The sequence below is a fragment of the Ensifer sp. ENS07 genome, assembly GCF_014852185.1.
In the GTDB taxonomy this organism is placed as follows: domain Bacteria; phylum Pseudomonadota; class Alphaproteobacteria; order Rhizobiales; family Rhizobiaceae; genus Ensifer; species Ensifer adhaerens.
In genome coordinates this window covers 583,875-606,548 of the sequence record NZ_JACVBE010000001.1, presented here as the reverse complement: position 1 = coordinate 606,548, position 22,674 = coordinate 583,875, and the positions used below count along the sequence as shown (strand labels likewise).

Here is a 22,674-nt window from a genome sequence, read left to right as displayed (position 1 = left end):
GCGGGACGCGGGCGGAAAACCGCAAACACTTTCCTTTTCCCGCTCTAGAAGAAATCAATAAAAAAGTGCGCCAATCATACGAGTGGCGCACTGCTTTGAAAACACGTGGGAACGGGCGTTCCGCGACGGATCTCAGTAGTCGTCGCTCTTTTCCGGCGGCACCAGACCTTCGATACCGGCAAGCAGTTCTTCTTCCGACATGCGGTCGAAGGTGATGGCTTCCGGCTGATCTTCGTCTTCGGCGACTTCGGTAAACGTCGTCTCGGCATCGGTCTGTAGCAGCGAAGCCGGATCGGGCTCGGGCTCGTCCACTTCGACATGCTTCTGCAGCGAGTGGATCAGGTCTTCCTTGAGGTCGCCGGGAGACAGGGTCTCGTCTGCAATCTCGCGGAGCGCGACGACGGGGTTTTTGTCGTTGTCGCGATCGATGGTGATGGCGGCGCCCTGAGAAATCAGGCGCGCGCGGTGGCTGGCAAGCAGAACGAGTTCGAAACGGTTATCGACCTTGTCGATGCAATCTTCGACGGTGACGCGGGCCATTGCCTGTCCTTTTGGGCTCGAAGCGCGGCGGCATCGCCGCTGCACGGATTGACAACACGAAACCGGAGCAGTCGCCTGACGGCGCCTCATCGGGTCCGATTTCTGGAATTAAGCGCCCGGATACAATCAAAACAAGGCAAGTTCAAGTTTTTCCTTCAAGGGACGCTCACGTAACGTCACACTTCGTGATAAAATGCGATGCGAATGAGCTGGAGACGTCGCTCACACATTACGGTTGCATTTTCTGGCCATAAATAAAGCCCCTGATGGAAAAAGCGACCCAGAGATGTGGACGATCTATAGCAACTGCTAAAACTAGCTATATTCGCGAGCGCGCGGCTGGAATAATGCAATACATAAGCTACATTATTTGCCATATCAGCAATTATTAATGTAATCGACTTACTTTTGCGCACCCGCCGGCAGGCGGCCTTTGATGCGCCGCGATTGAAAAAGGAAAGACGATGTTCGACCCCCGCGAAAAAATCGCACTCTTTATCGACGGCGCGAATCTTTATGCGGCATCGAAAAGCCTCGGCTTCGACATCGACTATCGTAAGCTCCTGAAAGCATTCCAGAAGCGCGGCTATCTGCTGCGCGCCTACTACTACACGGCCCTCATCGAGGATCAGGAATACTCTTCAATCCGCCCGCTCATCGATTGGCTAGACTATAACGGTTACAAGGTCGTGACGAAGCCGGCCAAGGAATTCACCGACTCGCTCGGCCGCCGCAAGATCAAGGGCAATATGGATATCGAACTGGCGATCGATGCCATGGAACAGTCCGAAACCGTCGATCACCTCGTCATCTTCTCCGGCGATGGCGATTTCACCACGCTGGTGGAAGCCCTGCAGCGCAGGGGGCGCAAGGTTTCTGTCGTTTCGACCATGTCGACGCAGCCGCCCATGATTGCCGACGACCTGCGCCGCCAGGCCGACCACTTTATCGATCTTGCGACGCTGCGTGCCGAAATCGGCCGCGAACCGTCCGAACGTACCCCGCGACACAACACCGAGCCGGTGGCCGATCCGGTCGAGATCTGAGGCGTTCATTCGAACGCAAGGCGCGTGATCGCGATTGCGCGAGCGCCGCTTGAACCAGTCCGCGTCAACGACGTCGATCGTTGAGTTCTCTCAATAAATATCAAAAATTGCAGGCAGGGCTTTCAGCGCGCCGTGGCCGACAGCTGCGTTGCATCGGCCGTCTTTGGCGGACGCAACGCAAAGCGATTTCTCTTAGCCACGGTCCTTCAGCAGGCGGCTTTTCTGCCGGTTCCAGTCGCGTTCTTTCGAGCTCTCCCGCTTGTCGTGCAGCTTCTTGCCCTTGCCGAGCGCCAGCTCCAACTTGGCGCGGCCGCGATCGTTGAAGTAGATCTTCAGCGGGATCAGCGACATGCCTTCGCGGTTGACGGCGCCCTGCAACCGATTGACCTCGCGCTTCGACAGGAGCAGTTTCCGCCGCCGCCGCGTTTCATGATTGAAACGGTTCGCCTGCAGATATTCCGGCAGATAGGAGTTGATCAGCCAGATCTCGCCGCCCTCGTCCGTCGCATAGGATTCGGCAATGTTGGCCTTGCCTTCGCGCAACGACTTGACCTCGGTGCCGGTCAAAACCAGACCGGCCTCGTAGGTGTCGACGATCTCGTAGTTGAAGCGGGCCTTACGGTTTTCCGCCACAACCTTATTGACCGTGCGCTGGCTTCCTTTGGGTGCCATCAGTTCATCAATCCTGCATGTCTGAGTGCTGCATCGATCGCGGCCTCGGTTGCCGGCTCGAGCGTCGGCAACAGCGGCGAGCGCACGGTGCGGCTCATACGACCGAGGCGGTTCAGCGCATACTTGGCGCCGCAGAGACCCGGCTCCATGAAGATCGCCTTGTGCAACGGCATCAACTTGTCCTGATAGGCAAGCGCCGTGGCATAATCGCCGGCAAGCGTCGCTTGCTGGAACTCGGCGCAAAGGCGTGGCGCAACGTTTGCCGTGACCGAAATGCAGCCAACGCCGCCATGGGCGTTGAAGCCGAGCGCGGTTGCGTCTTCGCCCGAAAGCTGGACGAACTCCGGACCACAGGCCATGCGCTGCTCGGAGACGCGCTCGATCTTGCCGGTGGCATCCTTGACGCCGATGATGTTGGCGTAAGCCTTGCTGAGCGCCGCCATGGTCTCGACACTCATATCCACGACCGAGCGGCCGGGGATGTTGTAGATGACGATCGGCAGCTTCACGCTCTCGGCGATCGCGGCATAGTGCGCGAAGAGGCCCTTCTGCGTCGGCTTGTTGTAGTAGGGCGTAACCACGAGGATCGCATCGGCGCCAGCCTTTTCGGCGTGCTGTGCAAGCTCGATCGCTTCCGTCGTGTTGTTGGAGCCGGCGCCGGCGATAACAGGCACGCGCTTGGCAGCCGCTTCGATGCAGAGCTCGACCACCTTCTTGTGCTCATCATGTGAAAGGGTCGGAGACTCGCCGGTGGTGCCAACGGGCACCAGGCCATGGCTGCCTTCTTTTATCTGCCATTCCACATGCGCGACGAAACCATCCGCATCCACCGCGCCGGTGGCGGTGAACGGTGTTACGAGAGCGGGAATGGAACCCTTGAACATGCACAACTCCTGACGGCGTAAAAGCGAAGTCTGCACTCATGCTTTGGCCGTAATCGACGGTTAAAAAACTGCCGCACCATAATCATGTGAGGTGGCTGCGGCAAGCGTTGTAACACGGCATTTCACGCCGGTTTTCATGCAAAAGCTTGATGTTTGGCCTGCATAATCACGACCGCCCAACCAGGGCGAGAGCGGGTTTGGCGCAATTGTTACGATCGATACTGGCCGCCCGTCTTGTCATCGGGCAATCTGGCGGCGGATGAATGTTGGACACGGGGAACACGGGGTTCTTGATGCGCGGGTCAATATATCTGCCTGTCGCCGCCATCATCGGCGCGGTGCTTCTGGCAGCGCCAACGGGCAACGCAGAAACCCTTGACCGCATACCAGTTCCGACACGCAAGCCCGCGCTCTTGGACAAGGCAGCCCCCATTGCCGCGAACGAAACCACGAATGCCATCGCGACGGCTGCCGGACCCGTCAGCAGCGATCTCAAGGCGGGGCTCGATGCTCTGTCCAACAAGCAGCCGGCCGCAGCGATTGCCGTACGCGACGCGATGACCGAAGGCACGCTCGACCGGCACATATTGACCTGGGCGATCGCCGTTTCCGGCCAGCGGGGCGTACCTTCCTTTGAAATCGCCGATGCCCAACGGGAATTGCAGGGATGGCCGGGGCTAAAATCGCTGCGCGCCAACTCCGAACGAGCGCTCTATCGAGAGAACCCGCCGGCGGCCGATGTGCTCGCCGCTTTCGGCAACACGCAGCCGGAAACGACGGAAGGCTCCCTCATTCTTGCGCGTGCTCTCGTCGCCACCGGAAAAGCCGACATAGCCGCCAAGAACCTGCGTACAATCTGGCAACGTGACACGCTCGACAAGGACATCGAGACCAAGATCCTTGACGAGTTTTCCGGCCTCTTGACCACAGACAATCATCAGCACCGCATGGTGCTGCTTCTCTATCGCAACCGCGTCGAGCAGGCCGAACGGTTCGGCGACCTAGGAAACGCTCAATCGCTTTATCGCGCCTGGGCGGCGGTCAGCCGTGGCAGCGACAAGGCGCCGGCCCTCATCGCAGCGGTCGATCCTGCCTGGCGCAAGGACGCAGCCTATCTCTTCATTCAGATCGAGCACCTGCGCAAACAAAAGAAATACGAGGAAGCAGCAAAGCTCCTTGCGCGCATGCCCAAGGACAAGAGCGCCCTGGTCAACCCTGGCGAATGGTGGGTCGAGCAACGGGTCGTCAGCCGCGGGCTGCTCGACAGTGGCGACTTTCGAGGCGCCTATCGGATCGCCGCCGGCCATCTCGCGACTGACGCGACCGATATTATCGACGCCGAGTTTCATGCCGGGTGGTATGCCCTGCGCGGCATGGAGGACCCGGCGACCGCAGCGCGTCACTTCCGCCGCATTCTGGATGTGTCGAGCCGTCCCCTCTCCGCTTCGCGCGCTTGGTACTGGCTCGGCCGCTCGGCCGAGGCCGGCGGACCGGGTGACGCCAACGGGTATTTCGCAAACGCAGCCCGCTATCCCGGAACGTTCTACGGGCAACTCGCAGCCGCCCGGCTGGGTCGCAAGACGCTGAACGTCGCCTATCCGGCCCCGACGGCAGACGACCGATCGCGGTTCGAAAGCCGCGAGGCGGTGCGCGCCATCACGCGGCTTGAAGGCACAGGCCACACCTGGCGCGCCGACAGCATCTACCGGGCGCTTGCCGACGAACTGACGAGCCCCGGCGAACTGGCGCTACTTTCCGCCCGAGCGGAAAGAACCGGCAACCACCAGCTTTCCCTACAGGTCGGCAAGATTGCCTTTGGGCGCGGAATCGATGTTGCAGCGCTCGCGTTTCCCGTGGGCGTGATCCCGTCAAGCGCCAATATCGACGGCTCCGGCAAGGCACTCGCCTATGCGATCGCGCGCCAGGAAAGCGCCTTCAACCCGGGCGCCATCTCCACCGCCAACGCCCGCGGTCTGTTGCAGTTGATGCCGGGAACGGCCAAGGGCGTTGCCAGCCGCTACGGCCTTGCCTACTCGCAGGACCGGCTGACGAGCGACGCCGGCTACAACGCCACGCTCGGCGCGCATTATCTCGGCGAACAGATCAGCAGTTTCGGCGGCTCCTACATCCTCACCTTTATCGCCTACAATGCCGGCCCGCGCCGCGTTCCGGAATGGCTCGACCGCTACGGCGACCCGCGCGGCAAGCCGATCGACGAGGTCGTCGATTGGATCGAACGCATTCCGTTTCAGGAAACGCGCACCTATGTCCAACGGGTGATGGAGAACTATCAGGTCTACAAATCGAGGCTCGGGCAAAAAGCCGATATCGTCGAAGACCTGAGAATGGGACGGCAATAGCCGGCCTCAGCCGCGATCAAATAATTGTGATCAGCGTCAACGGCACAAACCACGCCTTCAACCATTTCCCTTCTAAAGCCAGACTTTTCCGAAGGAAATGGTGAACGTTATGAAGACCTTGACAATCGTCGCCCTTTCGCTGGCGACCGCCTTGAGCAGCGTGCCGCCCGCCGGCGCGTTCCCGAGCGCTCCGCCGATCGTCTCCGGGACGACCAATGTCCAACAGGTTCAATTCTCCTACGAGCGCGGCGAAGAACGCAAGAGCCGATCCAGTTGCGCCGTTCCCTATTGCGAACTTCGCGGGCGACATGGCTATTATCGGGATCGCGACTACCGCGACTACCGCGACTATAATCGCAGCGGGTACTACCGCGACAGATACTACCGGGATCGATATCGCCGCCACTATGACCACGACGACAACGACGTCGGGGCGGTGATCGGCGGACTGGCCGCAGGCGCGATCATCGGCGGTTTGTTGAGCCAACCGAGATACTACAACGGACCAAGAGCCGTCAGCGGCAATGCACACCAGCGCTGGTGTTATGCGCGCTATCGTTCCTATAGGGCCTGGGACAACAGCTACCAGCCCTATGGCGGCCCGCGACGCCAATGTAGCTCGCCCTATTGAGCTAAAAAGTTGTTGAGCAGACCGCTGCCAACGCAAGGGGAAAAGTCACATCCGTTGGCTATCGCCAGCCACGCTCGGGCCGCCGAACAGCTATGTCGGCCCGAACAACTTGCTCCTCACCTTCAAACGGATAGATTTTAGCTGTCCGAGAGGGAGCAGCATGGGCCAAGACGTATTCCAAGAGCATAACTTCCGTAGTTCCGATGGGCTGCTTCTCTACGCCCGAAGCTACGGCCCTCCCCCTTCGCCATCCGCGGCGACACCAATCATCTGCCTCCCGGGCCTCACCCGCAACAGCCGGGACTTTCACGAACTCGCAAGCTTTCTTTCGACGTCACGGGGCATTCCCGTCATCGCACTGGATTATCGGGGGCGCGGCAACTCGGAACGCGACGCTGATAAGAGCCACTACACGGTGGTCGTCGAAACGACCGATGTGATAACGGCCTGTGCTCACTTTGCGGTCGAAAAGGCAATCTTTATCGGCACATCGCGAGGTGGCCTGATCCTCCACAACCTCGTCGATCGCGCCCCTTCGTTGATTGCAGCCGCAGTGCTCAACGATATCGGGCCTGTGATCGAAATTGAAGGTCTGCTTGCGATCCGGGATTACCTCAACTCCAGCGCCGCTCCGCCAAGCTGGGCGAAGGCACCCGGCTACCTGAGGACACTGCACGGCGGCGACTTTCCAGTCTTAAGCGACGGCGACTGGTCGGACATGGCCAAAGCGATTTTTCGCGACGAGGACGGCATCCCGGTTCCCGATTTCGATCCAGCAATCGCGCAGTCCCTGCGCGGATTGACACGCGAAACACCATTGCCCGATCTGTGGACACCCTTTGACGCCATGAACCAGGTCTCCCTGATGGTCGTCAGGGGCGAGCATTCGCGGCTTCTTTCAGAGACGACAGTGCGCGAAATGCGCCGACGACATAATGCGATGACCGCCTTCATCGCGCCTGGCCAGGGCCATGCGCCGCTGCTTCATCTGGACGGTCCACGCGACGCCATCACCGCATTTCTAAACGACCTCGCGCGCTCGCGCTGACCCAAGGAAGCCGCGCCGACGCGGTCTTTACTCCCTGATCTCCTCAAGCACGATGATGCAAGTGCAGGACCAAAATTCATGGTGCCATACCAAAACGAAAAAACCCGGCTCGAAAGCCGGGTTTCTCTCTTCTGACCGAGGTCAGACGATCTTAGAAGTCGCGCTGCAGGCGGACGAAGCCGAATACCTGATCCTGTTCGCCGTCAGCATCTTCGTACTGAACCGACACGCGGGTCGCGAGACCTTCGGTGATCTTGTAGTCGAGCGTGACGCCAGCGCGCCATGCGTCGTCACCGCTGAAGTCGGTGAGCGAGCCGTGGCTCAGGTTGTCGAAGTACTGAACGCCGGGGGTGATGGCCAGCTTGTCGGTCGCGTTGAAGCGGTACGACGCAGCAACGGTCCACTCAGACTTTTCCCAGTAAGCGTTCGGGTTCGAAGCCCAGATACCAGCAACCTGGAAGACGCCCGGGCCGAGGTCAGCCGAGAGCAGAGCGCGGATTGCGCCTTCTTCGAGTTCAGAGTCGTAACCGCCGAGCAGGTCGAAGGAAACGCCGCCGAGCGAAGCCGAAACGATACCGGAAACGCCAACACCGTTCGACTTGGTCGAGGTGCCTTCGAGTTCGTCAACCGAGAGACCGGCCTGGAACGAACCGCCGTCGTAGAGGTAGGCGATCGAGTTGAATTCGGTGAAGTTGCCGAGCGAGTCGGTTTCGCCGTTCAGGCCCTTATCCCACCAGTTGTAGAAGAAGCCGGCCTTGAGGCCACCGAGCTGGATGTAGGCTTCGTCAACGTCGATGAAGCTGTCGCCGATGTCGGTGTCGTTGTCAGCGTTGAACTCAGCAGCGAAGAAGCCAGTGAGCGTGCCGTATTCGGTGTCGCTCTTGGCGTCGAACGAGATGTAAGCGCGGGAGAAAACGTCCCAGTCCGACGTGGACTGACCGCCCAGGTTGCCCTGGTTGTAACGGCTGTCAGCAGCGTCTTCACCGAACGAACCCTGAACACGGATGAAGCCGCCGATCTTGAGGCAGGTTTCGGTGCCCGGGATGTAGAAGTAGCCAGTGCCGAAAGCGTCGCAAACGCGAACGTATTCCATGGGCTCCGGCTCTGCTGCGACGATAGCGTCGGCTGCCTGAGCGCCGGAAACTGCTGCGAGAGCTGCAGCGGAGCCGAGAAGAAGGCTCTTGATGTTCATTTCTGACCTCCAGTCAAAAGTTTCAAACGGGTCTGGGTATTTTGCTGAAGGACAGCTTTCCCTGCCCCATCCCCAACGTTCAAGAAGTCGGACGATCAACCGCCCTTGCTTCCGGAGTTGAAAATACAAGACCGGATCACCGGCGCAACGTCCAACTAGCGAGTTCACGTCCTTTGCATCGCCCTTCGCCGAGGCCTGTTGCTGAAACGACACAAAATCGCCGCAGACCCCCGCAGAAAATTAACAAAGCATTAAGAAAACCCTTTAGCGACGGGGGGTTAGCATAAGGAAGGTGGGGGTCGCCTGTTTCAGAAAGAGGCAGAAACCCGCCCAAAACAGGGGAAAAGCTGGACGCGAACCCCGTTTCAGATGTCCAGTGAATGCCTAAAACAGCATTCGCTCCAAGAAAGCGCTTGGTGGAGAAAGGATGGCGGCCTGAGGAATCAGCAGAATCAACGCAGAGATTCGGCAAACGCCCCGACCAGGTGATTCTGGACGATGCAAAGATCAGCACCAGCACCAAGAATGCACGGGCGCCCCTGGCGACGACTGCCGCCACGGCCAACGAACCACAACAAATGAAATTCAGTCGCGAGATAGCCGAGACCAGATGCTCGCTCGAAGGGCGGGGTGCAAAGGACATGGGGCTATTTGGGATAATGGCGGAGAAGAAGGGATTCGAACCCTCGATACCGTTTCCGGTATACTCCCTTAGCAGGGGAGCGCCTTCGACCACTCGGCCACCTCTCCGTTAGCGCCTGACTAGTGTCACTCAGCGGCCAATGCAAGATTTTTTTGTCGGTTTCCGGGAAATCCTCGCATTTTCATGTGGGCCGCGATCGGCAACCCGTCGTGCCGCGTCGTGTTCGCCCTCATCTCCGCAGGCAAGACCAGCGTACGCAGCGATGTGATTCCGCATCGGCGCACGCGTGCTGCCTACGATTTGCGCGCGAGGCGCTCGATTGCCTGTTGGGTCGCCGCGCCGAACTCGCCGTCGACCGGACCACCATAATACCCGCGGTCCTTCAGCAGGTTCTGCATTTCCTTGCGGAATGCGGGCGTGAAATTGTTGGGCTGGCTCTTCAGTTCATCGAGTTTCGCCGGATCGCCGCCCTCGACGCTGGCTGCAGCCCAGCGAACCGCCTCCTTCGCGTCCGCCTTGGTGCCGAGGCCGTAATCATAGAGGCGACTGAGGTTGCCCATCGCATAGGCGCTGCCGGCGTTGGCCGCCATCTCATACCAGGTGCGCGCCTGCACATAGTCCTGCGCGACACCATTGCCGATATCGTAGAACCAGCCGAGCAGTGCCATGGAATAGGAATCACCCACGTTGGCCGCCTTCTCGTACCAGACCTTGGCTTCCGGGTAGCTCTGCTCAGTCCCCAGCCCGTTCTGATAGGCCCAACCGAGCGACGACATGGCGTTGGCGTCGCCGCTTTCGGCTGCCTTCTTATACCAGGCGAGCGATTGTTGGAGGTCTTTCGGCAGGCCAAGACCTTCGCGATAGAACCAGCCCATCGTCGCCATGGCATTGGCATAGCCCTGATTGGCCGCCAGTTCATACCACCGGGCGGCTTCCGCATAGTCCTGCGCGATGCCGTCATAGCCCTCGCGATAGAGCCAGCCGAGCGAGGCCTGCCCATAGGCATTGCCGGCGCGGGCCGCCTGGTCGAACATGCGCTTGCCCTCGTCGACGTCCACCGGCCCATCGGTCCCGTATACCGAGAACCACGCGAGATTGGTCAACGCATACATGTTGCCGCCGTCGGCCGCCTTCCGGTAGTTGCGCCGCGCCTCGACATAATTCCGCCCGGCGTCCTGCGCGCGCCCCAACATATTGACGAGCATCATATCGTCAGGGTTTTCGTTGACGGCTTGGGCACAGGCGGTGAGCGCCCTTTCGGCGTCGAGCTTCAGGAAATTGACCCCGAGGAAACCGGGCATCGACTGCGGCTCGCCGGCAAGCAGATAGCAATCGCGCGAAGCCTGGGTGTCCTTGCCGGTCGGCGAGACGTTGAGGCCCTTCTGTGGCTCGAGGGCCGCAATTTGCTGCTCGGCCTCCGCCTTGTGCTTGCTGTCAGGGTAGCGCTCGATGAAGCGCGTCAGCGCCGCCGCATCGGTCGACTGCTTCAAGGCGTCCCAGGCAATCTCGTCCGGCGTCACGCTCGATGTCTGCTCGGCTTCGCTCAAGAGCTTCAACTTCTTTTCGGCGAGCATCTTGTAGACCGGGTCCGAACCATGCTTGGCCAGGAAGGCGGTCAACAGGTCCTTGTCCGCGAGATCGCGGATGTTCTGCCAGTCGGCAGCCGCCTCGGATTGGCTGTTGGGCGACAGCTGTCCGCCATTGTTGGTGACGGTGATGTTCACCTCTTTGATGTTGAGAAAGATCTGGGCGCCGCCGAGCGAGCCGTAGACGAAAGGCTCCTGGCCGCGATTGGTCACCGACACCACCTCGTCGCGAACCTTTCCAAGCGCGATGCGGACATCGACGCCCGGTTCCGTCAGATACTTGGCGAGTGCCGTGGCGAAGGGGCTGTTCTTGCCCTCCCCGTCGAGCGCGACCGTGCCGGCCTTCGAGGCGAAGGCGACGAGCAGATCGGCCGATTCGGGCTCGACGCGCGCCAGTCCGCGCGAAACGGCCCTGGTCGAGATCGAACGCGTCATGCTCTGCTCGAAAGGATTGTTGCGACAGGCGTCGAGAATCACCAGCTTGAGCTTGGTCGCGCCTTCGAGCGAACGCTGAACTCGATCGAGGCCGATCGCCTCGTCCTCGATATCCTTGTCAGTCTTCAGTTGCGCGTCGACGGGAAGCAGGAAGTTCTCGCCATTCATCTCCATGCCATGGCCTGAGTAATAGACGATCGCAACTTCGGCACCGGTCGCGAGATCCTCGAAGTCGCGCAGGGCCTTGACCATGTCCTGGCGACCGACGTCGTGCACCGTCGTCACCGAGTCGAACCCGGCATCCTCAAACGAAGCCTTCATCAGTTCGACGTCGTTGGCGGGGTTGTTGAGCGGCGACGTCGCTTCATATTTCTCATTGCCGATCAGCAGCGCGACGCGTTTTGCCGCCCATGCCCCTGATGGCATCGACACAAGCAGCGCCACACAGACGATCGAAAGCGGCAGCCACCGCCGCGCAAGCCCCAAGGCCATGTTATTCCCTCCAGCACCGATCATCGTCTTCCGCCTTGCCCAGCGTGAACGACAGGCGATGCCTCGCCCGATTACCCTCGGAGGCGGCCATCGGCGCCCCGCTCATGTCTAATGAAAGTATTACGTATGAGGTTGGGGCTTTCAATGTGCGCACCTGCCATAATTTAGCGACAACGCTTGCCGATGGCACAAGGTCGAAGCAAGGCGGCGTGCTTAGCTCGATCACGGGGGCAGCGAGTCCGCCAAGAACACCACAGATCCGCCGAGGGCTGCGCTGATACGGAGCTTGCCATGTCGATGAAAATGCATGTCGCCGAGGGAAAGCCAGGCCAGCTCGCCACGACCCACCAGCATTATTTCATCGAGCGGCCGTGCAGGATCCTCGTCATTGGCCAGCACCTGAGAGCCAAGACAAAGTATCGGTGCCTGCTGCGCCATATCTCTATTGCCGGCGCGATGCTCGACTTCAATGCGACGATCCCGCTGCCGAAGCACTTCTTCCTCGAGATCGAGGGCTTCAAGGAAGAGATCGGTTGCTCCGAGGTTTACCGTGAGAGAGCGGAACTCGGGGTGCGTTTCAACATGCTGCTTTCGGCAGATTTCCTGAGACGCCTGATCCGCATGCAGTTTTCCAGCGGCGGACTTTGATCTCCTCAAATCAAGCGAGCCCCGACATTAGATTTTTAGTGATCGATTTCAGGGGATTGCAAGTTTCTTCTGCAAGACTGATTCTAGCATCGGTGGAAATCGTCCACCGATATGATGTGGGACAAATGAATTGTCCGGGGTCCACGAATGCGGTCAAAGGTTGATCGTGCCGTGCGACCCGGCACTGGCGGAGAAAGACGCATGCAGAACCAGACCATGTATTCCTGCGTCCCCTCGCCATTTTACGAGCGGCGCTACGAGCGTTTCAACATCGGCCATGCGGGCACGCTGACCGCCGTGCAGCCGGGGCTCGGAAGCGTCTCGGTCCGGTCCTGCCGGATGATCGACATATCGCGCGGCGGCGCGAGCTTTGCCGTCGACACCAATATCGGTCTGCCGCAACATTATTATCTGCACATCGTCGGCACTTCGCTTCGGATCGGCTGTGCAGAGGTCTATCGCAACGGCGAGCGCATCGGCGTCCAGTTCATCAAGCCGATCGAGCAGACCTTGCTGCGCGAAATCATCCGGCAGGAGTTCTTCACCGGGCAGGTCAAGAACGCAAAGCCGCGGCGATAGGCAACCCGCAAGACGAAAGGCGGCGGATTCCCGCAGCTTTTCTTTCGGGAACGATTCCGAATTGCCAAAGCATGCGATAAGTTCCCCCGTACGTCATCCGAACGGGGCCTTATCTTCAGCATGTCCGCATTCTCTCGCTTCACGCCGCTCATCCAATCCCTACCATCCACCATCCCCTTTGTCGGGCCGGAGGCGATCGAACGCCAGCGCGGGCGCGCGATCGCGGCGCGCATCGGCGCCAATGAAAGCGGCTTCGGTCCGGCGGAGAGCGTGCTTTCAGCGATGAGAGAGGCATCCAGCGGAACCTGGAAATATGCTGACCCGGAAAATCACGATCTGAAACAGGCGCTTGCAGCCCGTCTCGGAACCAGCCCGGCCAATCTCGCGATCGGCGAAGGCATCGACGGCTTGCTCGGCCAGATCGTCCGCATGGTGATCGAGCCGGGCATGCCGGTCGTCACCTCGCTCGGGGCTTACCCCACCTTCAACTACCACGTCGTCGGCCATGGCGGCCGGCTCGTCACAGTGCCCTATGCGGGGGACCGGGAAGACCTCGACGGGTTACTGGCAGCCGTGAAGCAGGAAAATGCGCCGCTCGTCTATTTCGCCAATCCCGACAATCCGATGGGAAGCTGGTGGTCGGCCGAACGCATTGTCGAGTTCGCGAGGGGCCTGCCCGAAACGACGCTGTTCATTCTGGATGAAGCCTACTGTGAAACCGCACCGGCCGAAGCGCTACCACCGATCGACGCCCTGATCGACATGCCGAACGTGGTGCGCACGCGCACGTTCTCGAAGGCCTACGGGCTTGCGGGTTCGCGTGTCGGCTATGTGGTCACCACGCCGGGCACGGCCCAGGCTTTCGACAAGATCCGCAACCATTTCGGCATGAATCGGATCGGCGTCGCCGCGGCAATCGCAGCGCTTGCGGACGAGGTGTATCTGAAGGAAGTGACGGCCAAGATTGCGGCGTCGCGGCAGCGAATTGCTGCTATCGCCACGCAAAATGGCCTTGCCCCGCTCGTCTCAGCCACCAACTTCGTGGCCGTCGATTGTGGCCGGGACGCGGTCTATGCCCGCGCGATCGTCGATACCTTGATGAGCGACCACGGCATCTTCATAAGAATGCCGGGGGTGGCGCCGCTCAATCGCTGCATCCGGATCAGCACCGGACCGGAGACGGAGATGGTCCTGCTCGAAGCGGCTATGCCCGCGGTCCTGAAGAAACTCGCCTGACCCCTTTTCTCAAGGCCCAGCTTGCGGCGCCGTCGGGCGCCGCCCGTCCGATCAGTGAACCGTCATCCATTCGCGAGCTGCGCGCAGCGCCGCTGCGAGGTCCGGCTTGCTCATCGTCATCGCCAGGTCGGCGCGCAGATCGACGGCGCGGTCGCAACCCTTGATCGCCGCGATGTTCAGCCACTTGTGGGCGGCGACGAGATCGACCGGGCGACCGTGGCCGGTCGCATAGGCCAGACCCATGTCGCAAAAGACTTCCGCCTGGTTGTCACCACCCATCGCGGCATCCGAAGCAATCTGCATATCAAAACGTGCCATTGTCGTGTCCCTGTCTTGCCTGGTTGGTTTTTCCGAAGCGGCCCGCCCGTTTGGGGCGGACCATGCTCCAGATCAGCACTTGTTTTGGTCCCTGTTCGACCTTGCCTCTTTGCGGGCCTTTCCGAAGCGCGCCGTCTTTTTTGCGGTGTCGTCTTCGGTGGTTTTTCGGAGCGTTTCGTTCCGCTCGTCTTATGGCTTCACTATGCCTGACGGGCTTCAATGGGCGCTTAAAATGCATGCTTAATTTGCGACAAACAAAGTTCAAACGCTTGGTAAACTTGAGTTTTTGTTAAACATCGGAAGGCCTGAAATCGCGCGCATTCGCCTCAAAATTTACGAAAAATTCAATCGACGATTTCAACCAAACGCTAACCACGAAAAGATCGGCGCCAGAAAAGTCCGCGCAATTCCTTGCGCAAGAAGCGCTCAAAACCGCCCAGGAAAAAGCGGCAAAGGCCGCGATTCGGCTGGTTTACCTTTACGTGCGCGTAAGCTATCTTGCCCGCGGCGGTGAGGAGACTGCCTTTTCATACGAGGACATCTTGAGCTGCCGGCGGAGCGGACCACGCCGGCAGCCTCAATCTGGAGGACACGAATGCTACGTACATTGCTCATCACCGCGACGCTGGCTCTCGGCATTGCCGGAACCGCCGCGGCGGCGGAACCGATCTTAGGCAACTGGAAGACGGCGAGCGGCGCCACGGCGGAAATCGCCCCCTGCGGCGGCGCCTTTTGCATCACGCTGAAGACCGGCAAGCATGCCGGCAAGCGCATCGGCAACCTTTCGGGCACCGATGGCAGCTACTCGGGCGAGATTACCGATCCGGACACCGACAAGACCTATAGCGGCTCGGGCGCTGTCAACGGCAATTCGCTGAAGATGAAGGGCTGCGTGCTGAAGGTGCTGTGCAAGTCGCAGACATGGACCCGTCTCTAACAGAGCCGGCGCGGCAGAAATCGCCGCTACGATTACGACGATGAAAGGGCAGCCGATGGCTGCCCTTTTTTATGGGCGCGAAGGATCTGCCGAGCGGCCTTTCGCCGGCGCCCTCAACCGGCCTTTTGAAATGGCCCGAGCATACGCCTTCCGTTTCGACGGACAGTGCCACCGGGGTCGGCCGGCTCTCGGCTCCGTGGGCGTACAACCGAAGATGAACGCCAGATGAACGGACATCTCAGCATCAATTCAGTTTGGGTATGCGAAAACACACTCAATCGATTTGAACCTGCCTCCAAACAACGGACAGAACCATGGATATCCTCGCTCGGCGCCTCACCATCATCAGCCTTCTGATGGTCGTTTTCGCTGTCACTCTTGCAGCTGCAGTCAGCGCTGACACCGAACGTCGCCGCAGCAACACCTATCTCGGTTCGCTGACCGATTGCACCGCCCACACGGCACAGTACTGCCAGGCCAAGCTCTAACGCAGCCAGGCAGGCTAAGTTCCAGAGCCTCAACTGAAACCGATCACTTCGTGGTCTGATGGAGAGACGAACATGCTGGCAGCACTTTCGACTTCGGCCTTTCTGTCGCTGCGCGTCCTGGCGCTTGCCAGCCTGCTGATGGCGCCGGTCGGGGCGCTCGCCTATTCCAAGGCCAGCGGCACGGGCGTCGGCAAGCAGGGCGCGGGCCTTGTCCTCTTCGTCACCCTGCAGCGCCAGGCCATGACCTGACGGATCGTTGCGGATCGGAACTACGAGCTGAAAGGGGCGCACATTGCGCCCTTTTGTTTTAACCGGCTTGCGCATCGGCGAGCCGCTTTCCTATCCTTGGTTTTCCAGAGGATTCGTCTCAGCCAAGGCCACCAGACCCGAACCGATGCCCGCCTATCTCATCTATGCCCTCGCCGCCCTTGCAGAAATTGCCGGCTGCTTTGCCTTCTGGGCCTGGCTGAAGCTCGACAAGTCTGCGCTCTGGCTTGTTCCCGGAATCGTCTCGCTGGCGCTCTTTGCCTGGCTTCTGACCTTGATCGACAGCCCCGCGGCCGGCCGCGCCTATGCGGCCTATGGCGGCGTCTATATCGCCGCATCGCTCATCTGGCTCTGGCTGGCGGAAGGCGTCAGACCGGACCGCTGGGATCTTGCCGGCATGACGGTTGCGCTGATCGGCAGTGCGATCATCCTCGCCGGCCCGCGTTGAGCGACGGGCCTCAAATCGCCCCGCGGTTGTGCGTGCCGCCATCTTGTCGTTTGCTTGTCAGAAGCCGCAGCCTATAATGCGACATGAACAAGCGAATCTCTTCACACTCCGTCCTTTCCACAGCAACGCCCGAGCCTTTCGAGCCGCAGTATTTCGATGATCCTGCGGCCGCAGTCGATTGCCTCGAGGCGCTTTACGAGCGCAATACCCGGTTCCTCTGCGAGGCGTTCGAGGGGCTGGGCAAGGGCGGCAAGCCGTTGACCCGTTATCGCGCCTGCTACCCGCAGGTCAGCATCGAGACGAGCAGCTTCGGCCATGTCGATTCCCGTCTTTCCTATGGTTATGTCAGCGCGCCCGGCGTCTATACGACGACGATCACGCGGCCAAAACTCTTCCGGCACTATCTGAAGGAACAGCTCGGGTTGTTGACGCGCAACCACGGTCTCGGCATCACGGTCTCGGAATCGGCCACCCCGATCCCGTTGCATTTCGCCTTCGGCGAAAGCGCCTATGTCGAGGCATCGGCCGCCAATGCCATCGACATCCCCTTGCGCGACCTGTTCGACGCGCCTGATCTGACGACCACGGACGATGAGATCGCCAACGGTTCCTACGAACCAGGTCCGGGCGAACCGTCGCCGCTTGCCCCGTTCACGGCGCAGCGCATCGACTATTCGCTGGCGCGCCTCAGCCACTACACGGCGACGAGCGCCAATCATTTCCAGAACTTCGTGCTCTTCACCAACTACCAGTTCTATATAGACGAATTCTGCGCTTGGGCCCGCCAGCAGATGGCGGAAGGCGGCAACGGCTACACGGCCTTCGTTGAGCCCGGAAACATCATTACGCCCGCCGGGGCCGACAAGCCGGAGACGGACTTTACCCTTCCGCGGTTGCCGCAGATGCCGGCCTATCACCTGAAGAAGAAGGGCCACGGCGGCATCACCATGGTCAACATCGGTGTCGGCCCGTCCAACGCCAAGACGATCACCGACCATATCGCCGTGTTGCGCCCGCACGTCTGGCTGATGCTGGGCCACTGCGCCGGCTTGCGCAACAGCCAGCGGCTCGGCGACTACGTGCTTGCCCATGCCTATATGCGCGAGGATCACGTGCTCGACGACGACCTGCCGGTCTGGATCCCGCTGCCGGCGCTCGCCGAAGTGCAGGTGGCGCTGCAGGATGCCGTAGCCGAAGTGACCGGTTATCGGGACTACGATCTCAAGCAGATCATGCGCACCGGGACCGTCGCCACCATCGACAACCGCAACTGGGAGCTTCGCGACCAGCGTGGCCCGGTCAAGCGCCTGTCGCAGGCGCGCGCCATCGCGCTCGACATGGAATCGGCAACGATCGCCGCCAACGGCTTCCGTTTCCGCGTGCCCTATGGAACGCTGTTGTGCGTCTCCGACAAGCCGCTGCATGGCGAACTGAAGCTGCCGGGCATGGCAACGGCCTTCTACAAGACGCAGGTCAGCCAGCATCTGAAGATCGGCATCCTGGCGCTGCAGAAGCTCGCGGCGATGCCGCCGGAAAAGCTGCATTCGCGCAAGCTCAGAAGCTTCTACGAGACCTCGTTCCAGTAGAGGTCAAAACCTCGCTAGGACATTGCCCCACGGCACGGCGTCTAGCGACGTTTCCCCAAAACCATCGACAACAGCGTGCCCGCGACTGCGGACACGATGATCAGGAGATGCGCGTTGACGCCGGCGGTCGCCAGCAGTTCGAGGCCCGCCCGGCCGGCGGGGGCGCCGAAGGAAACGGCACCGGCCGCAATCGCTGCCGGATAGGTGCCGACGCCAGCCGGCGCATGCATCGGCAGCACCGAAGAAAGCTCGCCTCCGAGCGCGCCGCCAAAACAGGCCGCAAGCGGCGCAACTCCCATGAACGCCAGCACCCAGGCGAGCACGATTACCTTGACGGCCCAGTTGAGGATGGTCATGCCCCAGGCGCGCAGGAACGCAGCCACGGTGCCCGGCAGGCCCGCCTCCAATTCCTCGACGACCGGCTCGAACTTTGCCGGCAGGAGCCTGCGCGCCAGCGCGATTGCGTGGTCCTTCAAGAGAAAGAAGAGAAGCGGCGAGGCAAGCGCCGCAAACCAGACGAGCCAGAGCCCGATCGACCCTCTGCCGAAGACCAATCCGACGACGGCCACGACGAGGAGCGCATGCAGGTCGAGCAGGCGCATGACCAGAAGAGCGGCCGTCCCCCTGGCGAGCGGGACAGAAAACTCCGAACGCATCAGGAGAGGAAAGCTGGTCTCGCCGGCCCGAAACGGCAGCATGATGTTCAGGAGATTGTGGACCTGGGTGACCCGAAAGAGCGGCAGGAAACGCCCCGACGTTTCGCTCGGGAAGTAATCGTAGATGCGATAGCAGCGAATGAAGTAGGTCGCGATGAGCAGCAAGAGGGCCGCAGATGCGGCACCAACGCCGATTTCGGACCACTGGCGCAAGAGCGCTGACCAGCCCCAGAACCACTCAACGAAGGCCGCGTAGGCCGCAATGGCGCCCGCCGACAGCAATGTCATCCGGTTGCGGACGAGCCAGGATCGCCGGTCAGGCTCGCAATCCGATGTCATCAGGCCTCGATTTCCCGTGTTGAAGGGCAAGATTGAACGTTGGTTATCACCGATAACTGTGCAAGAAAACGATTATGTAAGCAGTCCAATTCTTGCGGCAGCGTGAGCGCCGTATGTATGAGCGGTTCCCATGCATCCCATAGAGCTATCCGTCGTCATTCCCGTATTCAACGAAGAAGACAGCATTCAGCCGCTGATTACGCGGGTCCGCGATGCGCTGGCGAATTTTCCGTCCCCCTGGGAACTGATCCTCGTCGACGACGGCAGCACCGATCGAACGCTTGTGAATGCAAGAAAGGCCCTTTCCGATCCCGGCATCGACCTCAAGATCGTTGAACTGCAAAAGAACTTCGGACAGACGGCCGCGATGCAGGCGGGCATCGATGCCGCCACCGGCCGCCTGATCGCCACGCTCGACGGCGACCTGCAGAACGACCCGGCCGATATTCCCGAGATGGTCACAGCGATCGAGGAGCGTCAGCTCGACCTGCTCGTCGGCTGGCGAAAGAACCGGCAGGATGGCCTGCTCCTTCGGAAAATCCCGTCCTGGTGCGCCAATCGCCTGATCGGCAAGATCACCGGCGTCCGGCTTCACGACTATGGCTGCAGCCTGAAGGTCTATCGCGCGTCCGTCATCAAGCAGGTGAAGCTGATGGGCGAAATGCATCGCTTCATCCCCGCCTGGGTCGCAGGCGTCGTGCCGAGCAGCCGCATCGGCGAAATGCCGGTCACCCACCACGCACGGCAGCATGGCCAATCCAAGTACGGGATCTCCAGAACCTTCCGGGTGATTCTCGATCTTTTGTCGGTGCTGTTCTTCATGCGTTACAAGGCGCGCCCGGGACACTTCTTCGGTTCGATCGGCCTTGCGACGGGGGCGCTCAGCGCCCTGATCCTGCTCTATCTCGGCTTCGACAAGTTCGTGCTCGGCAACGATATCGGAACCCGCCCGATGCTGATCGTCGGTGTGATGTTGTTCCTGTCGTCGGTTCAGCTCATCACCACGGGCATCCTCGCGGAAATGATGGCGCGCACCTATTTCAGCGACGACGGCACGACGAACTATATCGTCCGGCAGGTCTTCGTGCGGGACCAGACAGATGCTTGAGGCCGTCAACCGCCGGCCAAACCTGATCCTTGCGCTGATTGCGGGCTACTTCCTGCTTTGCATCGCACTGAGGCTTTCCGCTTCGACTTCGCTCGAGATCGACGAATCCGAGCAGGCCTATGTCTCGCAGTTCCTGATGCTCGGCTACGGCTCGCAACCGCCTTTCTACAATTGGCTGCAATACGGGCTGACCTCGCTGCTCGGCCCGTCAGTGGCGACGATGACCGTACTCAAGAACGGCCTATTGTTCCTCTGTTGTCTCTTCTTCGGCCTTGCATCCCGCGAGGTTCTCGGCGACCGGCGCCTTGCAGCCATCACGACAATGGGCGTCCTCGCTCTGCCGCCGATCTTCCTGCTTGCCCAGCGCGACCTCTCGCACACGGTCGCCGCGCTATTTGCCGTTTCGCTCTTCCTGTACGCATTCCTGCGGACGATGAGCCGGCCGACCTTCTTTGCCTACACTCTTACAGGCGTCGCCGTCGGGATCGGCGTCATCTCAAAGTACAACTTCGTGATCGTTCCGGTCGCGGCGATCGTCGCGATCCTGCCCGAACCGAAACTTCGCGCCCGGCTCTTCGACTGGCGCATCCTTGTCGCAATCGCAGTCTGCGCGCTGATTGCCCTGCCGCACGGCACCTGGGTCCTGCAAAATATCGGCGCCGCGTCGAGCAATACCTTCAAGGAAATGGGAACGGGGCAGGAAGCCGGTTTCGTGTCGAAGGCGTTGAAGGCGATCGTCGCGCTCTTTGCCTCGACGCTTCGCGGCTCAGCGATCATCCTCGCCGTCTTCGCCCTCGTGTTTCGCAAGGACCTGCCGGCGATCTGGCGCGCCGACAGCCTCTGGGCTCGGGTCGTCGGGCGCATGCTGGTCCTCTGTCTCGGCGCCGTTCTCGTCATCATGCTGGTCACCGGCGCCACCCATATGCGGGAAAAGTGGCTGGTTCTCTTCCTCGTCCTGCTGCCGCTCTATCTGGCCCTCAAGGTCAAGGCGTCCGGCGTTGACACCACACGTAGCGTCCGGCCCGTCGCCCTCTTTATCGGCTTCGTCATCGTGACCACGCTGGTCGTGGTGTCTACCCGCGCAGTCGTGCGGCCTTGGTTCGGCAAGGTTTCGAGACTGAGCATCCCCTACAGCAGCCTCGTCGACACCATCGTTCAGCAGCAGGGACGCGAACCGGCGATGGTTCTGGCCACCAACAAGCAGGTGGCCGGCAATCTGCGAACGCGCCTGCACGGGGCCAAGGTCTACGTGCCCGGCAACAACAGCAGCCCGGCGATCGGTCAGCTGGCCGGGCCGCTTCTCGTTGTCTGGACCAACGACGGCAAGGCCGATGCAGCGCCACCGGCGCCACTCGTCGATGTCCTCAAATCCTTCGGCGTGCCGGAAACGCACTTGCAGCCGCAGCAACTCGCCCTGCCCTATCTCCACGGCACGCTCGAGGATCGCTACAGTTTCGGCTACTTCTGGATCGACGATCCGTCGCGATCCGCGCCGACGAGCAGCTTGAGTTCGCCAGGGTGAATGCGCAGCGCGACGTCGCGGCCCATGGGCAGAAGTTCGCCGTCGATGACGCAGTTGATCTTTCGTTCGACCTTCGGAAAATGCAGATCGAGGGCATGACCGCTCATGGCGGTAATCAGCGGACTGTCGCGAAACTTGCCGCGCATTACATCGAGCGCGAGCTTGGCGACACCCGGCGGGCTCAGCGGCGGCGCCGTGTAAAAGCCGAGATGGCCGGCGGTCACGTCGTCCGCATACATCAGCGTGTCGCGGCCGAACGGATTGTTGGAAACCGAGACCGCCGAGACATGACGGCTCTCCTTGTGACCATCGACATCGAACTCGATCTCGAAATCCGGAGGATTGAGAATCACTCCGACTGCGGCGCGGGTGCTGGCGGCGATCTTTCCCGCTCTTGAGCGAAAGCTGTAGGATTCGCGGTAGCGCACCATGCGCGCATGCAGCCCCATGGAGAATTGATGCACGAACGCACGGCCATCGGCGCTGCCGATGTCACCGTCGATGATCACGCCATTCGCCAGCACTTCCGGCACTTTCCAGATATCGAGCGGCAGCTTCAGCGTGCGGGCAAAAAGATTCATCGTTCCGGCGGGAACGACGCCGAGCGGCATGCGGTTCTTCCAGGCGACGCCGGCGGCGGCCGAAATCGTGCCGTCACCTCCGCCGGCAAGAATGGCGTCGAGGTCGTCGCGACGGCAGGTCCGCTCCAACGCCTCTTGCATCTCGTTTCCGGAAACCGCTGCAATCTCGATCTGGTGGCCTGCGGCCTGGAAGACCTCTTCGACCTTCTGGCCATAGGCGGCTATGTCCGTCGTGCGGAACGTTCCGCCGTCGCGATTGAAGATTGCCTTGATTTTCATGAACGGCTCGTCGGCTCCATTGCCGCGGCAATGCGGCTCACCGCGATCAGATAAGCGCGATTGCGGCCAATTCCAGAACCTTACCGAAACTTAACGGGAGCGCCGGTCGTTCGTCCGCTCCATCACGACCAGCACAACAGAAGCCGAGTGTCA

22 protein-coding genes and 1 tRNA gene are annotated in these 22,674 nt (G+C 60.8%); 14 read left to right on the top strand and 9 right to left on the bottom strand.

Annotation, left to right across the window (positions count from 1 at the left end; genetic code table 11):
- Positions 1-132: 132 nt before the first annotated feature.
- A complete protein-coding gene (rpoZ, locus tag IB277_RS02935) occupies positions 133-540 on the bottom strand; it encodes a DNA-directed RNA polymerase subunit omega (RefSeq protein ID WP_034804144.1) in 408 nt (135 codons plus the stop codon).
- Positions 541-1,004: 464 nt separating this feature from the next.
- Between rpoZ and IB277_RS02930 the strand changes: the two genes are divergently transcribed.
- Positions 1,005-1,586, top strand: coding sequence for an NYN domain-containing protein (locus tag IB277_RS02930; RefSeq protein WP_034804147.1), 582 nt, complete (start codon positions 1,005-1,007; stop codon positions 1,584-1,586).
- 192 nt (positions 1,587-1,778) lie between these two features.
- Here the strand turns inward: IB277_RS02930 and smpB are convergent, their stop codons facing one another.
- Both smpB and dapA read right to left on the bottom strand, forming a co-directional pair.
- Positions 1,779-2,258, bottom strand: a complete 480-nt coding sequence (gene smpB, locus IB277_RS02925) for an SsrA-binding protein SmpB (protein WP_034804150.1) — start codon at positions 2,256-2,258, stop codon at positions 1,779-1,781.
- Positions 2,258-3,142, bottom strand: coding sequence for a 4-hydroxy-tetrahydrodipicolinate synthase (gene dapA / locus IB277_RS02920; protein ID WP_060580958.1), 885 nt, complete (start codon positions 3,140-3,142; stop codon positions 2,258-2,260). The genes smpB and dapA overlap by 1 nt, the downstream gene beginning before the upstream one ends.
- Before the next feature lie 293 nt (positions 3,143-3,435).
- On the opposite strand from dapA, the gene IB277_RS02915 reads away from it, so the two are divergent.
- From IB277_RS02915 to IB277_RS02905, 3 genes are all read left to right on the top strand, one after another.
- The gene (locus tag IB277_RS02915) at positions 3,436-5,502 is read left to right on the top strand and encodes a lytic transglycosylase domain-containing protein (protein WP_162731778.1); all 2,067 of its coding nucleotides are present in this window, start codon (positions 3,436-3,438) and stop codon (positions 5,500-5,502) included.
- Positions 5,503-5,611: 109 nt separating this feature from the next.
- On the top strand, positions 5,612-6,133 hold the full coding sequence (locus IB277_RS02910) for a BA14K family protein (RefSeq protein ID WP_090294642.1): 522 nt from the start codon (positions 5,612-5,614) through the stop codon (positions 6,131-6,133).
- 160 nt (positions 6,134-6,293) lie between these two features.
- Positions 6,294-7,181, top strand: a complete 888-nt coding sequence (locus IB277_RS02905) for an alpha/beta fold hydrolase (protein ID WP_090294643.1) — start codon at positions 6,294-6,296, stop codon at positions 7,179-7,181.
- Positions 7,182-7,332: 151 nt separating this feature from the next.
- Here the strand turns inward: IB277_RS02905 and IB277_RS02900 are convergent, their stop codons facing one another.
- From IB277_RS02900 to IB277_RS02890, 3 genes are all read right to left on the bottom strand, one after another.
- Complete coding sequence (locus IB277_RS02900) at positions 7,333-8,373, bottom strand: porin (RefSeq protein WP_034804167.1); 1,041 nt, start codon at positions 8,371-8,373, stop codon at positions 7,333-7,335.
- A gap of 660 nt (positions 8,374-9,033) precedes the next feature.
- Positions 9,034-9,123 (bottom strand) — tRNA-Ser (locus IB277_RS02895).
- 186 nt (positions 9,124-9,309) lie between these two features.
- On the bottom strand, positions 9,310-11,529 hold the full coding sequence (locus tag IB277_RS02890) for a caspase family protein (protein ID WP_060522094.1): 2,220 nt from the start codon (positions 11,527-11,529) through the stop codon (positions 9,310-9,312).
- A 291-nt stretch (positions 11,530-11,820) separates the two neighbouring features.
- Here IB277_RS02890 and IB277_RS02885 point away from each other — a divergent pair, with 291 nt between their 5' ends.
- The 3 genes from IB277_RS02885 (at position 11,821) to IB277_RS02875 (ending at position 13,992) form a co-directional block, all read left to right on the top strand.
- Complete coding sequence (locus tag IB277_RS02885) at positions 11,821-12,177, top strand: hypothetical protein (protein WP_090294647.1); 357 nt, start codon at positions 11,821-11,823, stop codon at positions 12,175-12,177.
- A 201-nt stretch (positions 12,178-12,378) separates the two neighbouring features.
- Positions 12,379-12,756, top strand: coding sequence for a PilZ domain-containing protein (locus tag IB277_RS02880; protein ID WP_034804171.1), 378 nt, complete (start codon positions 12,379-12,381; stop codon positions 12,754-12,756).
- A gap of 120 nt (positions 12,757-12,876) precedes the next feature.
- Positions 12,877-13,992, top strand: a complete 1,116-nt coding sequence (locus tag IB277_RS02875; RefSeq protein ID WP_090294648.1) for a pyridoxal phosphate-dependent aminotransferase — start codon at positions 12,877-12,879, stop codon at positions 13,990-13,992.
- Positions 13,993-14,043: 51 nt separating this feature from the next.
- Here the strand turns inward: IB277_RS02875 and IB277_RS02870 are convergent, their stop codons facing one another.
- Entirely contained in the window at positions 14,044-14,310 is a 267-nt protein-coding gene (locus tag IB277_RS02870) for a sel1 repeat family protein (protein WP_034804178.1), read from the bottom strand.
- A 595-nt stretch (positions 14,311-14,905) separates the two neighbouring features.
- Here IB277_RS02870 and IB277_RS02865 point away from each other — a divergent pair.
- The 5 genes from IB277_RS02865 to IB277_RS02845 all read left to right on the top strand — a co-directional run bounded on the left by IB277_RS02865 (position 14,906) and on the right by IB277_RS02845 (position 18,036).
- Positions 14,906-15,247, top strand: a complete 342-nt coding sequence (locus tag IB277_RS02865; protein ID WP_034804181.1) for a DUF2147 domain-containing protein — start codon at positions 14,906-14,908, stop codon at positions 15,245-15,247.
- Between the two features lie 314 nt (positions 15,248-15,561).
- Positions 15,562-15,735 (top strand): hypothetical protein, encoded by a 174-nt coding sequence (locus IB277_RS02860; protein WP_034804185.1) that lies wholly within the window; start codon positions 15,562-15,564, stop codon positions 15,733-15,735.
- Positions 15,736-15,807: 72 nt separating this feature from the next.
- The gene (locus tag IB277_RS02855; RefSeq protein ID WP_162728748.1) at positions 15,808-15,984 is read left to right on the top strand and encodes a hypothetical protein; all 177 of its coding nucleotides are present in this window, start codon (positions 15,808-15,810) and stop codon (positions 15,982-15,984) included.
- Between the two features lie 145 nt (positions 15,985-16,129).
- A complete protein-coding gene (locus tag IB277_RS02850) occupies positions 16,130-16,450 on the top strand; it encodes a YnfA family protein (protein ID WP_034804329.1) in 321 nt (106 codons plus the stop codon).
- 83 nt (positions 16,451-16,533) lie between these two features.
- Positions 16,534-18,036, top strand: a complete 1,503-nt coding sequence (locus tag IB277_RS02845) for an AMP nucleosidase (RefSeq protein ID WP_034804189.1) — start codon at positions 16,534-16,536, stop codon at positions 18,034-18,036.
- 41 nt (positions 18,037-18,077) lie between these two features.
- Here the strand turns inward: IB277_RS02845 and IB277_RS02840 are convergent, their stop codons facing one another.
- Positions 18,078-19,031, bottom strand: a complete 954-nt coding sequence (locus IB277_RS02840; RefSeq protein WP_034804192.1) for a lysylphosphatidylglycerol synthase domain-containing protein — start codon at positions 19,029-19,031, stop codon at positions 18,078-18,080.
- Positions 19,032-19,161: 130 nt separating this feature from the next.
- On the opposite strand from IB277_RS02840, the gene IB277_RS02835 reads away from it, so the two are divergent.
- Positions 19,162-20,139 (top strand): glycosyltransferase family 2 protein, encoded by a 978-nt coding sequence (locus tag IB277_RS02835; RefSeq protein ID WP_034804195.1) that lies wholly within the window; start codon positions 19,162-19,164, stop codon positions 20,137-20,139.
- Complete coding sequence (locus IB277_RS02830) at positions 20,132-21,661, top strand: glycosyltransferase family 39 protein (protein ID WP_090294652.1); 1,530 nt, start codon at positions 20,132-20,134, stop codon at positions 21,659-21,661. The genes IB277_RS02835 and IB277_RS02830 overlap by 8 nt, the downstream gene beginning before the upstream one ends.
- Here the strand turns inward: IB277_RS02830 and IB277_RS02825 are convergent.
- A complete protein-coding gene (locus tag IB277_RS02825) occupies positions 21,598-22,521 on the bottom strand; it encodes a diacylglycerol kinase family protein (RefSeq protein WP_090294653.1) in 924 nt (307 codons plus the stop codon). The genes IB277_RS02830 and IB277_RS02825 overlap by 64 nt on opposite strands.
- Between the last annotated feature and the right edge of the window lie 153 nt (positions 22,522-22,674).

Excerpts from the sequence above, each read along its gene's own strand:
- rpoZ (WP_034804144.1), bottom strand. The coding sequence starts at position 540 with ATGGCCCGCGTCACCGTCGAAGATTGCATCGACAAGGTCGATAACCGT.
- IB277_RS02930 (WP_034804147.1), top strand. The coding sequence starts at position 1,005 with ATGTTCGACCCCCGCGAAAAAATCGCACTCTTTATCGACGGCGCGAAT.
- smpB (WP_034804150.1), bottom strand. The coding sequence starts at position 2,258 with ATGGCACCCAAAGGAAGCCAGCGCACGGTCAATAAGGTTGTGGCGGAA.
- dapA (WP_060580958.1), bottom strand. The coding sequence starts at position 3,142 with ATGTTCAAGGGTTCCATTCCCGCTCTCGTAACACCGTTCACCGCCACC.
- IB277_RS02915 (WP_162731778.1), top strand. The coding sequence starts at position 3,436 with ATGCGCGGGTCAATATATCTGCCTGTCGCCGCCATCATCGGCGCGGTG.
- IB277_RS02910 (WP_090294642.1), top strand. The coding sequence starts at position 5,612 with ATGAAGACCTTGACAATCGTCGCCCTTTCGCTGGCGACCGCCTTGAGC.
- IB277_RS02905 (WP_090294643.1), top strand. The coding sequence starts at position 6,294 with ATGGGCCAAGACGTATTCCAAGAGCATAACTTCCGTAGTTCCGATGGG.
- IB277_RS02900 (WP_034804167.1), bottom strand. The coding sequence starts at position 8,373 with ATGAACATCAAGAGCCTTCTTCTCGGCTCCGCTGCAGCTCTCGCAGCA.
- IB277_RS02890 (WP_060522094.1), bottom strand. The coding sequence starts at position 11,529 with ATGGCCTTGGGGCTTGCGCGGCGGTGGCTGCCGCTTTCGATCGTCTGT.
- IB277_RS02885 (WP_090294647.1), top strand. The coding sequence starts at position 11,821 with ATGTCGATGAAAATGCATGTCGCCGAGGGAAAGCCAGGCCAGCTCGCC.
- IB277_RS02880 (WP_034804171.1), top strand. The coding sequence starts at position 12,379 with ATGCAGAACCAGACCATGTATTCCTGCGTCCCCTCGCCATTTTACGAG.
- IB277_RS02875 (WP_090294648.1), top strand. The coding sequence starts at position 12,877 with ATGTCCGCATTCTCTCGCTTCACGCCGCTCATCCAATCCCTACCATCC.
- IB277_RS02870 (WP_034804178.1), bottom strand. The coding sequence starts at position 14,310 with ATGGCACGTTTTGATATGCAGATTGCTTCGGATGCCGCGATGGGTGGT.
- IB277_RS02865 (WP_034804181.1), top strand. The coding sequence starts at position 14,906 with ATGCTACGTACATTGCTCATCACCGCGACGCTGGCTCTCGGCATTGCC.
- IB277_RS02860 (WP_034804185.1), top strand. The coding sequence starts at position 15,562 with ATGGATATCCTCGCTCGGCGCCTCACCATCATCAGCCTTCTGATGGTC.
- IB277_RS02855 (WP_162728748.1), top strand. The coding sequence starts at position 15,808 with ATGCTGGCAGCACTTTCGACTTCGGCCTTTCTGTCGCTGCGCGTCCTG.
- IB277_RS02850 (WP_034804329.1), top strand. The coding sequence starts at position 16,130 with ATGCCCGCCTATCTCATCTATGCCCTCGCCGCCCTTGCAGAAATTGCC.
- IB277_RS02845 (WP_034804189.1), top strand. The coding sequence starts at position 16,534 with ATGAACAAGCGAATCTCTTCACACTCCGTCCTTTCCACAGCAACGCCC.
- IB277_RS02840 (WP_034804192.1), bottom strand. The coding sequence starts at position 19,031 with ATGACATCGGATTGCGAGCCTGACCGGCGATCCTGGCTCGTCCGCAAC.
- IB277_RS02835 (WP_034804195.1), top strand. The coding sequence starts at position 19,162 with ATGCATCCCATAGAGCTATCCGTCGTCATTCCCGTATTCAACGAAGAA.
- IB277_RS02830 (WP_090294652.1), top strand. The coding sequence starts at position 20,132 with ATGCTTGAGGCCGTCAACCGCCGGCCAAACCTGATCCTTGCGCTGATT.
- IB277_RS02825 (WP_090294653.1), bottom strand. The coding sequence starts at position 22,521 with ATGAAAATCAAGGCAATCTTCAATCGCGACGGCGGAACGTTCCGCACG.